General features: G+C 70.9%; 6 protein-coding genes and 1 pseudogene. 6 read left to right on the top strand and 1 reads right to left on the bottom strand.

The genetic code is table 11. The annotated features are described in order from the left end of the window. The first annotated feature begins 104 nt into the window (after positions 1–104). From FHY02_RS17625 to FHY02_RS17650, 6 genes and pseudogenes are all read left to right on the top strand, one after another. On the top strand, positions 105–2093 hold the full coding sequence (locus FHY02_RS17625; protein ID WP_183924646.1) for an autotransporter assembly complex family protein: 1989 nt from the start codon (positions 105–107) through the stop codon (positions 2091–2093). 5 nt (positions 2094–2098) lie between these two features. Then, complete coding sequence (locus tag FHY02_RS17630; protein ID WP_260172977.1) at positions 2099–6208, top strand: translocation/assembly module TamB domain-containing protein; 4110 nt, start codon at positions 2099–2101, stop codon at positions 6206–6208. An 87-nt stretch (positions 6209–6295) separates the two neighbouring features. Beyond that, entirely contained in the window at positions 6296–7387 is a 1092-nt protein-coding gene (locus tag FHY02_RS17635) for an alpha/beta hydrolase (RefSeq protein ID WP_183924648.1), read from the top strand. A gap of 11 nt (positions 7388–7398) precedes the next feature. Further along, positions 7399–7884, top strand: coding sequence for a DUF4142 domain-containing protein (locus FHY02_RS17640; RefSeq protein WP_260172970.1), 486 nt, complete (start codon positions 7399–7401; stop codon positions 7882–7884). 209 nt (positions 7885–8093) lie between these two features. After that, a complete protein-coding gene (locus tag FHY02_RS17645; protein ID WP_183924650.1) occupies positions 8094–10379 on the top strand; it encodes a TonB-dependent receptor in 2286 nt (761 codons plus the stop codon). Positions 10380–10488: 109 nt separating this feature from the next. Beyond that, positions 10489–10689 (top strand): annotated as a pseudogene (locus tag FHY02_RS17650) (DDE-type integrase/transposase/recombinase); the annotation flags it as partial. A gap of 69 nt (positions 10690–10758) precedes the next feature. Here FHY02_RS17650 and FHY02_RS17655 read toward each other — a convergent pair. Then, a complete protein-coding gene (locus tag FHY02_RS17655) occupies positions 10759–13368 on the bottom strand; it encodes a TonB-dependent receptor (RefSeq protein ID WP_183924655.1) in 2610 nt (869 codons plus the stop codon). Between the last annotated feature and the right edge of the window lie 196 nt (positions 13369–13564).

A 13564-nucleotide genomic window follows, 5' to 3' on the forward strand; every position in this document is an offset into this window, starting at 1 on the left:
CGCGCACGCCAGTCGCGACCGACCGTGCCGGACGCGCGATCCCAACCGCGATCAGTCAGTTTTCCCCCCTTCTTCTCTCCACCTGCGGCGGCTAGACCGAGCACATGAGGCCGGACGTGGGGCGGCGCGGCGCGCTGCTCTGCGCCGTGGTCGGCGTGATGACAGGAGCTGTACCGGCGCGCGCCCAGCAGGCGCCGGCGACCGCGTCGCCGTCGCCGTCTCAGACCGACTCCGGCGCCGCGCCGACCGCGTTCGACGAGGTCGACCCGACCGCACCGCTCGCCGCCCTTCCCGACATCGGTGTCGACTGGCCCGATCTCAGCGCCGCCCCCGCCGCGCCGGTGGCCGAGCGCGCGCAGATCGGCGCCACCACGCGCTACGCCTGGCGCATCGACGGGCTTGACGCCGCGGGCACGCCGCTGCTGCGCCAGCGCTTCCAGGAACTGTCGGTGCTCGCCGGCAACGAGGGGAAGGAAGCCAATCCGGCGCAGCTCGACCGCCGCGCGCGGCAGGACGCCGAGCTGCTGCTCACGCTGCTGAAGGGCGAGGGCTTCTACGACGCCGCGGTGGCGACCCGCTTCGAGCGCGCCGAGAAGCGACCCGTGGTGGTGCTGGTGGCGACGCCGGGCACGCTCTACCGCTTCGCCGGCGTGACGCTCGCGGGCGTCGAGGCCGCGGGCGCCAAGGCGCAGACGCTGCGCGACGCCTTCGCGGTGCGCCCCGAGGACCCGGTCAACAGCGACGCCATCGCCGCGGCCGAGGCGAACCTGCGCACGCGCGCGGGGGAGGAGGGCTTCGCCTTCGCGCGGATCGGCGACGCGCAGGTGGTGGTCGACCGCACCGCGCAGAGCGCGACCGTGTCGGTCGAGGTGGCGCCGGGCACCGCGCGGCGGTTCGGGCGGATCACCGCCAACCCCGACAATCGCGTGTTCGACGCCGCGCACGTCGCCGATATCGCGCGCTTCAAGAGCGGCGACTCGTACGAGGCGTCGCAGCTCGACGACCTGCGCCGCGCTTTGGTGCAGACCGGGCTGGTCTCCACCGCCGAGGTGCGCGCGGTCGCGGCGGACGACCCGTCGGTGGTGGACGTGGCGGTGCGGCTCGAACCGGCGCCGCCGCGCACCGTTGCGGTTGAGCTCGGCTATGGCACCGGCGAGGGCGCGCGCTCGGAGGTCAGCTGGACGCATCGCAACCTGTTCCCGCCCGAGGGCGCGGTGACGCTCCGCGGCGTTGCCGGCACGCGCGAGCAGCTCGGCCAGGTCACGTTCCGGCGCAACAACTTCCACGCGCGCGACCGCGTGCTCACCGCGCAGTTCGCCGCCGCGCACCTGCTGCGCGACGCCTATGAGGCCAACACGCTCTCGCTGTCCGCGGCGCTGGAGCGGCAGACCAACATCTTCTTCCAGAAGACCTGGACCTGGTCGCTCGGCGCCGAGCTGGTCGCCTCGGACGAGCGCGACGTGATCCTCTCCACCGGCGAGCCGCGCCGCCGCACCTTCCTGATCGGCGCGCTGCCGACCAGCCTGGGCTATGACGGCTCGGACGACCTGCTCAACCCGACGCGCGGCTTCCGCCTCGCCGGTCGGGTCAGCCCCGAGCTGTCGCTGCAGAACCGCGCCTTCGGCTATACGCGCGTCCAGCTCGACGCGAGCGCGTACCGGCGGGTCGCCAAGGGAACGGTGCTGGCGGGGCGAGTCCGTGCAGGAACGATCCTGGGCGCGCCGCGCGACCAGATCGCGCCGTCGCGGCGTTTCTACGCCGGCGGCGGTGCCTCGGTGCGCGGTTACGGCTTCCAGTCGATCGGCCCGCGCGACCCCAACAACGATCCGATCGGCGGGCGCAGCCTGGCCGAGTTCGCGGTGGAGGCGCGGATCCGGGCGTTCGGCAATTTCGGCGTGGTGCCCTTCTTCGACGGCGGCAACATCTACACCGGCGGGCTGCCCGACCTCACGGGCTTCCGTTACGGCGCCGGCATCGGCGTGCGCTATTACTCGAACTTCGGCCCGATCCGCGTCGACCTGGGAACCCCGATCAACCCGCAGAAGGGCGACAGCCGGCTCGCGGTGTACGTCTCGCTGGGGCAGGCCTTTTGACCCGCCTGCTGCGCTATCTTGGGCTGGCGCTCGCGGGGCTGGTCGCGCTCTCGCTGCTCGTCGTGTTCGTGCTCGACACCGGCGTCGGGCACCGTTTCGTTGCGGACCGGGTTAACGCGCTGCGACCCGACAACGGGCTGCGCTTCCGCATCGGGCGGATTGACGGCTCGCTGTACGGACGCGCCGAGCTGGTCGACTTTCGGCTGTACGATCCCAAGGGGCTCGTGCTGACGGTACCACGCGCGCGGCTCGACTGGTCGCCGCTCGCCTGGTGGCACAACCGGCTCGACATCACCTCGCTCGACATCGCCAACGCGACGCTCGCCAAGCTACCCGAGCCGCGCGACACCGGCCGCAGCGGGCCGCTGCTGCCCAAGTTCGACATCGCCATCGGACGGCTCGCGGTCGACCGGCTGATCGTCGCGCCGGGTGTCACCGGCGTGGTGCGCTACGGTCGGTTGCGCGGGCGCGCCGATATCCGCGACGGCCACGCCTTGGTCGACCTCGCCGCGCTGGTGCAGGGCAGCGACTCCCTCGACCTGCGGCTCGACTCGCGCCCCGACGCGGGCCGGTTCGACCTGGAGGCGCGCGCGCGCGGCACCGCGCGCGGCGTGCTGGCGAAGCTGACCGGGCTCAACCGCGCGCTCGCGCTCGATGTCGCGGGCGACGGCGACTGGCACCGCTGGGACGGGCGCGCGGTGGCGCAGGCCGGCGCGGCGCGTGTGATCGACCTCGCGCTCGCCAATCGTGACGGGCGCTACCGGCTGATCGGCACGGTGGCGCCGAGCGCAGTGATCGGCGGCAAGCTCCAGTCGCTCACCGCGCCGCGCGTGGCGGTCGACGGGAACGCCACCTTCGCCAACCGGCGGCTCGACGGCGCGCTGTCGCTGCGTTCGCCCGCGATCGCCGCCGAGGTGCAAGGGATGGTCGACCTCGGCGCCAGCGCGTTCCGCAACGTCCGCGTCAGCGCGCGGCTGCTGCGCCCGGCGGCGCTGTTCCGCAACATGACCGCCCGCGACATGCGGCTGCGCGCCATCCTCGACGGCAATTTCCGCACCTTCTCCTTCGACTATCGCCTCACCGCCGACCGGTTCGCGTTCGACGACACCGGCTTCGAGCAGGCGCGCGCGGCCGGGCGCGGGCGCTGGTCGAAGACGCCAGTGCTGGTGCCCGCCCGCTTCACCGCGGCGCGCGTCACCGGCGTCGGCGACGTCGCCGGCGGCATCCTGCGCAACCTCAGCGTCGACGGGCTGCTCAAGGTCACCGCTACGCAGGTCACCGGCGACCGGCTGCGGCTGCGCTCGGACCAGCTCGCCGGCGAGATCGGGCTCCGGCTCGACCTGCGCACCGGGCGCTACGACGTCGCATTGAGCGGGGGGCTCGGGCGGTACCTCATTCCCGGCATCGGGCTGGTGCAGGTCGACTCGCGCCTTCAGGCAGTGCCGGGGCCGAACGGCCATGGCACGCGCGTGATCGGGCGCGGCACCGCGCGCGTGCTGCGGCTCGACAACGCCTTCTTCCGCTCGCTCACCGGCGGCCTCCCGCGGATCGAGACCGAGCTGGAGCGCACCCCAGACGGCATCCTCCATTTTACCCGCCTGGTGCTCACCGCACCGACGCTGCGGCTGGCGGGGAACGGCTATCGCCGCCGCGACGGCACCTTCTTCTTCGAGGGCGCGGGGACGCAGGGCACCTACGGCCCGGTGACGCTGCGACTCGACGGCCGGATCGAGCGGCCGACGCTCGATCTCGTCTTCGCGCGTCCTAATGCCACGCTGGGGCTGGCCGCGGTGCGCGCGCATCTCGATCCCAGCGCGCAGGGCTTCGCCTTCACCGCGGCGGGCGGATCGCGGCTCGGCGATTTCACCGGCGCGGGACAGATCGTGCTGCCGCCGGGCGACGGCCAGTCGCGGATCCTGGTCGAGCGGCTCGACGTCAGCGGCACGCGCGCGACCGGCGCGCTCGACATCGTCGACGGGGGTTTCCGCGGCCGCCTGAGCGTCAACGGCGGCGGGTGGAGCGGTGCGCTCGACTTCGCGCCCGGGGGCGAGGTGCAGCGCATCGCCGCGCAGCTCCAGGCGCGCAACGCCCGCATCGGCGGCGTCGCCGCGGTGCGCGTGGCCCAGCTGCAGTTCACCGCGCTGCTCGATCCCGCCGGCACCAAGCTCGACGCCAGCGCGCGCGGCGCCGGGCTGCGCCATGGCGCGCTGTCGGTGTCGCGCTTCGACGGCACGGTCGCGCTGGCGGGGGAGACCGGCGAGATCCGCGCCGCGATCGCTGGCTCGCGCGGGGTCGGCTTCCGTGTCCAGACCGTCACCGCCGTGACCCCCGACGGCTATACCGTGCGCGCCAGCGGCAGCATCGGCCAGCGCCCGATCCGGCTCGACACGCCCGCGGTGCTGCGCCGCGATGGCGACGCCTGGACGCTCGCCTCGACCAAGCTGAGTTTCGCGGGCGGCTCGGCGGAGGTGTCGGGACGGCTCGGCGACGACGACACGAGCGTCCGCGCCACGCTCGCCAACCTGCCGCTGGCGGTGCTCGACATCGGCTATAGCGGGCTCGGCCTCGGCGGCAGCGCGAGCGGCTCGCTCCGGCTCGACGCGCGCGCGGGCGCGGCGCCGACCGGGCGCGCCGACCTTACCGTGCGCGGGCTGACCAGATCGGGGTTGGTGACCTCGTCGACGCCGGTCGACATGGGGCTGGCCGCGGTGCTCGCGCCCGACCATGCCGGCGTGCGCGTGGTGATGCAGTCGGCGGGCAGGATCGTCGGGCGCGCGCAGGCGCAGCTCAAGCCGCTCGGCAGCGGCAGCCTGGTCGAGCGGCTGTCGCGCGCCGGGCTGTTCGCGCAGGTGCGCTACAGCGGCCCCGCCGACACCTTGTGGCGGCTCACCCGGATCGAGCTGTTCGACCTGACCGGGCCGGTCGCCTTCGCCGCGGACGTCACCGGCACCACCCAGGCGCCGCAGCTGCGCGGCGTGGTGCGCGCGTCGGGCGCGCGGATCCAGAGCGCGATCACCGGCACCTCGATCACCAATGTCGCGGCGAGCGGGCGCTTCAGCGGCTCGCGGCTCCAGCTCGATCGCTTCACCGGTGACACCGCGCGCGGCGGCAAGGTGTCGGGCAGCGGCTGGTTTGACCTCCGCCCGACCGGCGTCGCGCTCGACCTGAGCGTCGATGCCGACCACGCCGTGCTGATCGACCGCGATGACATCGGCGCGACCGTCACCGGCCCCATCACCTTCCGCTCCAACGGCGACGGCGGCGTGATCGGCGGCGACGTGCGGCTCGACACCAGCCGCTACAAGTTCGGCCAGGCCACGGTCGCGAGCGCGCTGCCGCAGGTGGCGGTGCGCGAGATCAACGTGCCCGGCGGCGACAATGCCGATGACGAGGTGGCGGCACCGTGGCGGCTCGACGTCCGCGCGCGCGCGCGCAACGGGCTCATGGTCACCGGCCTCGGCCTGTCGAGCGAGTGGACCGCGCAGATACAGATCGCGGGCACGCCGACCGACCCGGCGCTGACCGGCCGCGCCGACCTGGTGCGCGGCGACTATGAGTTCGCCGGGCGCGAGTTCGAGCTGTCGCGCGGGATCATCCGCTTCGCCGGCGAGGTGCCCGCCAATCCCGCGCTCGACATCGAGGCGAGCGCCAACACCACCGGGCTCAACGCGACGATCCGAGTCACCGGCGTCGCGCTCAAGCCCGAGATCAGCTTCACCAGCACGCCCGCCCTACCGCAGGACGAGCTGCTGTCGCGACTGCTGTTCGGCACCTCGATCACGAACCTGTCCGCGCCCGAAGCGCTCCAGCTGGCGGCGGCGGTGGCGGCGCTGCAGGACGGCGGCGGCGGGCTCAACCCGATCAACGCGGTGCGCCGCGCCGCTGGGCTGGACCGGCTGCGCATCCTGCCCGCCGACCCGCAGACCGGGCAGGGCACGTCAATCGCCGCGGGCAAATATGTGACGCGGCGGATCTACGCCGAGATCATCACCGACGGCGCCGGTTACTCGGCGACCCGGGTCGAGTTCCAGGTGACACGCTGGCTGTCGCTGCTGTCGTCGATCTCGACGCTGGGGCGGCAAAGTGCCAACGTGCGGGTGTCGCGCGATTATTGACCTAGGTCGCGTTTCACCGCCGGAATGGCGTGACGAACACGGGGGTCGAGGCGCTGCGGCGCGAGTGAGCGTGGGGGGGGGGCAGGAATGCGACGGGGATGGTGTGCGGCCGCGGCGGTCGCGCTGGCATGGGGTGTCGGCGCGGCGGCACAATCGCCGGCCGCGCTCAACGATGCGCCGCCTCCGCCGCCCGCCGCGGCCACGCGCCCGCCGACCGCTGTGGCGGACGACATGAGAGGCGTGCTGGAGCAGCTGCCGCTGCTCGGCGCACGACCGATCGCGACGCTCACCCCGGTCGAGGCGCGGCTCGAGCCCTCGGCGGCGGACGCGTACAACGCCGCCATCCGCAAGTCGGGCATGTCGGTCGCGCCCGATGCGACGGTGACGACGCAGGATCTCGCCTACGGCACGGACCCGATGCAATATGCGCGCCTCTACCGGCCGGGTGCGGCGGCGGGAACGGGCGCGCCGCTGCCGCTGCTGGTCTATTATCACGGCGGCGGCTGGGTACTGGCGGATCTCACCGCCTATGACGCGACCCCGCGGCTGCTCGCCAAGCAGCTCAACGCGATCGTGGTCTCGGTCGAGTATCGGCGCGCGCCCGAGTTCCGCTTCCCGGCGCAGCACGACGACGCCGCCGCTGCCTATGGCTGGGCGGTGCAGAACGCCGCCGCCTGGGGGGCCGACCCGGCGCGCGTCGCGCTGGCGGGCGAGAGCGCGGGCGGCAATCTCGCGCTCAACACCGCGATCTACGCGCGCGACCATGAACTGGCGCGGCCGGCGCACGTGCTCGCGATCTACCCGATCGCCAACAGCGACCCCGCGCTGCCGTCCCGGCGCGATTCGGCCGGCGCGACCCCGCTCGACACGGCGATGCTCGGCTGGTTCGCGCATTATCATAGCGCGAACGCCGGCGACGCCGCCGACCCGCGGCTCAACCTGGTCAAGGCCGACCTGCGCGGGCTGCCGCCGGTGACGATCGTCAACGCCCAGATCGACCCGCTGCGCTCCGACGGCGAGACGCTCGCCCAGGCGCTGCGCGGCGCCGGCGTGAGCGTGCAGCAGCGGACATACAACGGGGTGACGCACGAGTTCTTCGGCATGGGCCGGCTGGTGCGCGGCGCCTATGACGCCGAGCTCTTCGCGGTGGCGCGGCTCAAGTCGGCGTTCGGCCTGTGAGGAGAGGGATGATGCGCGCGATCGCCGGGCTGATGACGTTGGCCGCCGCGATGATGACCGCTCCCGCGGGAGCGCAGGCGATGTCGCCCGCCCGCTACCTCGAGGCGGCGGGCGCGGCGGACCTGTACGAGCGCGCGGCGAGCCAGATGGTGCTCGAGTCCACCACCGACGCGAAGGTGCGCGAGTTCGCCCGCATGATGCTGGCCGATCACGCGCGTGGCAGCGCGACGCGGCGCGCGGCGGCGGCGCGCGCCAGGGTGCGCGTGCCCGCGGCGGCGCTGACGCCGCTCCAGACCGAGCTGATCGTCGAGCTGCGCGCCGAGACCGGCCTGGCGCGCGACGCCACCTATGTCGCGCAGCAGCGCGCCGCGCACGCGCGGGCGCTGTCGCTGCATCAGGCCTATGCCGCGCGTGGCAGCGCGGCGGCACTGAAGGCGGCAGCAGCGCGCATCGCGGCGATGGTGGCACGCCACGCGGAGGCGCTGAAGGCGATGTGACGGGCCGCCCGGCGACCGCCCTCACCGTGGCGGGAGCGGGGTCGGGAAGGCCTGATCCGCTGGGGGGGGCACCGTGCTTCGTCCACAGATCGATCGCCGGCTCGCCGCCGCGGCCTCGCTCGCTCGATAAAAGATGCCCTCTTCGACGGGCGCGCGCGTCGAACCTCTACAAAGCCCTCAGGTCCGCAGGCGATCAGGGGGAGAGGCACATGCATTACAGGGCTTCGAGCGCCGGCTATCATCTGACCGCCGTCGCCGCGACCGCGCTGAGCATCGCCCAGGCGCACGCCCAAACCCCGACCGAGGCACCCAAGCCCGGCACCCTTACCGAAGCGCCGGACGGCGAGGTCGTCGTCACCACCACGGCGCAGAAGCGCTTCGAGAACATCCAGGACGTGCCGCTGGCGGTCCAGGTCGTCAATCCCGCGCAGCTGGAAGCGCAGGGTGTCCACCACTTCCAGGAGCTGGAGCAGGTGATGCCCTCGCTCATCGTCCGCCCCGCCAACCAGCCGGTGAACACCAACGTCTCGATCCGCGGCGTCGGCACCTTCGCCTATGCGATCGGCGTGGAGTCGAGCGTCGCCGTCACGGTGGACGGCGCGCCGGTCGCCTTTCTCGCGCGCGCCATCAGCGATCTGCCCGACGTCGCGATGATCGAGGTGCTGCGAGGGCCGCAGAGCACGCTCTACGGCAAGGCGGCCTCGGCGGGCCTGATCAAGATCATGACGACGCAGCCGACCAACGACCTGCACGTCCGGGCCACCGCGCGCCTCACCGACGATCACGAGTTCGCCGAGCAGCTCAGCCTCACCGGACCGCTGACCGACACGCTGGGCTATGTCGTCACCGGCGGCTTCACGCACTGGGACGGCAACCTCCGCGACACCGTCAGGGACAAGCGCGTCGGCGGGCGCGACACGATCACGACCCGCGGCAAGCTGCGATGGCGCGCGACGCCGGACCTCACCTTCACGCTCTCCGGCAATTACGTCGAGGGCAGCACGGACTTCGGCCGGCCGTTCATCCGGCTGGATCCCGCGGCCCGGCTGCGCAGCGACCCCGCGCTCACCCCGGCAGCGGTCCTTCCCGGCGTCGAGGTCGGCCCCGGCAATCAGACGGTCGCGTACAACGCAAGGTCGGGGACCGACTATCACGGCAGCGGCGCCCTGCTGCGCAGCGAATGGGATCTCGGCAAACTCAGCTTCCTGAGCCTGACCAACTATGATCGCTTCAAGCTCTACGATTATCTCGACTTCGACGACACCGCCTCGTCCGAGCGCCATGGCAACGCGCGCGAGATCGGGCGCTTCGAATCGCGCCTGTTCACGCAGGAGGTGCGCGTCCTCTCGCCCGGCGACTCCGCCTTCCGCTACGCGCTCGGCCTCTATTATGCCGACACCCGCTTCGAGCGACCGTTCGAGCGCGGCTCCGGCTTCGCGCTCTCCCATCTCTACGCGACCGCCGGCTCGCGCCAGATCGCCGGTTTCGGGCAGCTGGACTGGGAGTTCGTGCCCACGCTCACCGCCACCGCCGGCGGTCGCGTCCAGAACGAGCGCGTTCGCTACACGTTCGACGACCTGCTCGTCGCCCAGCGTGATCCGCAGGCGACGCATCACTACGCCGGCCATGACGGCGACGACGCCGCGACCTACCGGCTCGGCCTGGCGTATCAGGCGACGCGCGACCTGATGCTCTTCACCAATCATGCGACCGGCTACAAGGGCCAGGCCTACGACCTTACCACCGGCTTCGACCAGAAGCGGGCCGATGGCGGACCGATCCGCCCGGAACGGTCGCGCGACCAGGAGATCGGGGTCCGCAGCCAGTGGTTCGAACGGCGCCTCACCGCCAACCTCACCTTCTTCGACACGCATTACCGCGACCTGCAGGCGCAGACGGTCGAATTCTACCCCGACGGCAGCTATCGCAATCGCCTGACCAACGTCGGCCGGCTGGTCACGCGCGGCGTGGAGGTGGAGACCGCGGCGCGGCCGACCGGCGACCTCACCCTCGCCGCCAACGCCACCTACCTGCGCGCCCGCTATCTCTCCTTCCCCTCGGCGCCCTGCTTCCCGCTACAGACGGTCGCACAGGGCTGCGTCGGTACGCCGGCGCGGCAGGACCTCTCGGGCGAGCGCCTGCCGCAGGCGCCGACCTGGCGGCTCGACGCCAGCGCCGAATACGCGCCCGAGCTCGGCCAGCATTATCGCGGCGTGATGCAGGCGGCGTGGCAATATCAGGGCGCGCTGTCGTACGCGCCGCGCGATCCGGAGCTGTGGCAGCGTGCCTATCACATCGCCAACGTCAGTCTGGGGCTGCGCGAGGCGGATCGACACTGGGACGCCGCGGTCTTCGTCGACAATGTTTTCGATCAGCGGCATTATACGTCGCTCGTCAACAACGCGAACAACTTCGGCGGCCACGTCGCCACCGCGGCGCTGCTGCCGCGCGACTTCCGACGTTTCGGCGGTATCCGCGTGGGGCTCAGCTTCTGACGTCTGATCCATCCTGAAAGCGACGTGCTCGCGGTGATCCCGGCACGGTCGCGCCGGTCGTCGGACCAGCCGGTGAGATCCTCAATCGCTACGTCACCAAACACGAGAGAAGAAGGCGGCAGTCGCTTTCATGAAGAAGGCGCTCAAGCGCTACGGCCCGCCCGAAGCGATCACCACCGATGGTTTGCGCTGCTACGGTGCCGTGCTGACCGAGCTCGGCATGCGCGAGAAGCAGGAGGTGGCCCGCTGGGCTAACAACCGGGTAAAGCTGCTGTTCACGCGACAAGTGAGTTGGCGCAAGAATAAATAAGCCGAGATCGATCCGTCATGTGCTCTCTTGACGCCTGATCACCTCTACCTTGCTTCAGCGAAGCGAACGTTAGTACCGAGCCCGCAGTGTGATCCCATAGCGTGCCGGCTGGTTGTAGTTCACCGTTCGTCCCAGATAAGCGGTCACGCCTGCTCCGGAGGGCGCCGCGAGCAGCGCTTGCGAGATGATGTTGCGCTCGTTGGTGGCGTTGTTGGCGAAGAGCGAGATGTCGTAGCGGCCGCTGTTCAGCCGAAGGCCAGCGCGCAGATTCAGGTTGGATTGGTTCGGCACCTGCGTGTAGATCGACTGCGTGACCCCCGTCCCGTACCCAGTGGTGTGGGAGAATTGCGCGTAGCTGTAGAATTCGGTGCCCGACGCGACTTGCACGTCCCATGATGGCGTCGCGGAAAGCGCCCATCTCGGCGAGTAGGGCGCGCGCTGGCCTTCGGCGTCGATGTTGGCGATGCCGTTGTAGCTGAGCTCGGCGGGTGCCGGGAGCGACGGCGCTCGGGTATAGTTCGCATCGTTGTAATTGCCGTCGAAGGTCAGGCGGAAGCCGCCGCCGACGTTCGCGGCCACGCTCCATTCGAGCCCTCGCGCTCGAATGTCCCCCACGTTGGTGGCGCCGCGCTGCGGCGTGCCATCGGGCAGCACGAATGAGATCGACGTCTGGAAGCCATTGAGCTGCTCCTGGTACACCGCGAGCGACAAGGTGAGATGGCGGTCGAGCAGCGACGCCTTGAGGCCCACCTCGATGTTCTTCGTCGTCGTCGGCTGGATCGCCGGCGCCGACGGGCTGAGCGAGCGATTGTTGAGATCCAGCCCGCCGGCCTGGAAACCGGTCGCGTAGGTGACGTAGCCGGTCACATCGGGCGCGATCTTGTACGACAGGCTGAGCGTGCCCGAGAGATTATCGTTCGACGTCTCCAGGTTGAGCGGATAGCCGCTCGTCGCGGCCGCAGTCGGATAGCCGGGGATGCGATAGGTGACCCCGGGATTGCGCTGCACCGCGTCGATGGCGGTGTAGAAGGCGAGCAGCTGCGCGTTGGTGATCCCCGCCGGCAGCGTCGCGGGCATCTGGCTGGCATCGACCGGGCTGGAGCCGTTCTTGCGATCGTACGTGTAGCGTAGCCCGCCCGTCACATCGAGCCGGTCGGTGGCATGCCAGGTCGCCTGTCCGTACGCCGCGGCGGTGCGGTTCTTGACCGTCGTGTCCTCGATGATCTGCACGCCGGTCAGCTGAGAGCGGAAGGAGAGCGGGATGGGCGTGAAGTCGGCGCCCGCGACCGTGTTGAAGGCATTGTACCAGGGTATGACGTCGGCGCCGAACTGGTGAACGACGTAGTGATCCTTCAGCTTGGAATGATAGAGGAACACTCCCGCCTGCCACTCGAGCGGGCCGCGTCGACTGGAGGCGAGACGCACCTCCTGGCTGAACTGGTCGCTGTGGCTGATGGCCATGTTTTGGTAGATGTCGAGCGGCGACGTGTCGCTGTCCTGCGGCGGATCGAAGGTCCACAAGCGCCACGCCGTGATGGAGGTCAGCGTCGCCCAACCATAATCATAATCGGCGGTCAGCGAGACGCCGGCGTTCTTGGTCTTGGTCCGGTTGTAGTTGTTGATGATGCTGGTCCGCGGGTCGACCGCCGGCGCCCAGTTCTGCACGCCCCCGAAGTCGGCTAGGCGCCCGAGCGCCGCGAACGCGTTCGACACGCGCGTGCGCTGCGCCGCGGTGGCGTTGATCCCCCAATTGCCGGGGCCGAACAGCTCGATGATGCCGCCGCCCGAGCTGAAGCCCGCCGCGCTATCGTTCTCGACGTTGAGGTCGCCCGCCAGGTTGAGCGTCAGGTCGCCCGCGGTGAGCAGGAACTGCTGGCGCACGCCCCAGCGCTTGGTGCCCGCGGTCGTGCCCTCGGCGGTCGCGGTGGGCGCGTCAATACCCTGCCGCTCGGCCGCCGCCTTGAAGGCAGGGCGGAAGGGGGTCGCGATCCAGCCGTCGGCGCGCGTGCCGAACGCCACGGTGCGGAAGGCGAGATTGTCGGTGATCGGCCCCGTGACGATCGCCTTGGCCTGCGCGAAGTCATAGCGACCGTAGGTCAGCTCGACCGTCTGGCCGGACGTGAAGCTCGGCTTGTTGAAGGTGATATTCAGCGCGCCCGCCGCGGCGTTGCGGCCGAACAGCGTACCCTGGGGACCGCGCAGCACCTCGAAACTCTGCACGTCGACAAGGTCCTGCAGCACCTGGCCCGGCCGTGACTGGTACACGCCGTCGAAATACACGCCGATCGCGTTATCGAGCCCGTCGGCCGCGGTCGGCGCATAGCCGATGCCGCGGATCGTCACGGAGAAGTTGCGCGGGTTGCCGCCGGTCGAGTTGAGGCCGGGCGTCTGATCGATCAGGCTCTGCAGATCGATCGTGCCCTTGCGTTCGAGCGTCTCGCCGCTGATCGCCTGCACCGATATCGGCACGTCGCGGATGTTCTCGGCGCGTCGCCGCGCCGTGACCACGACCTCGCCGTCGCGGGCTGCGAGCGGCGCGGTTGATCCCGCCCGCGCCAGCTCGATGCCGTCTTCAGGCAGTCGGCCGGACGGACCCTCCTGTGCCCGGGCCATGGCGGGCGCGAGCAGCGAGGCGGTCGCCAGCAACGCGCGGACGAGAACGCGGCGGTTCTTTTTCATCTTTTCCCCCACTTGCCGACTTAATCCCGATCGGTTTAGTAGGGTTTCGTAGTTGGTTGAATTCAGATCGATAAAGTAGGGATTGTTTCAACGGTATGAAGTTTTTCTGCATCGCACCGTCCGACCCGCCGCCGCACTCTCCGGGTCGGCTTAGCGAGGGAGCAGATATGGCGCCGAGGAGAGCCTGGCGGGGGCG

It is taken from the genome of Sphingomonas sp. BK069 (assembly GCF_014193405.1).
Taxonomy (GTDB): Bacteria; Pseudomonadota; Alphaproteobacteria; order Sphingomonadales; family Sphingomonadaceae; genus Sphingomonas.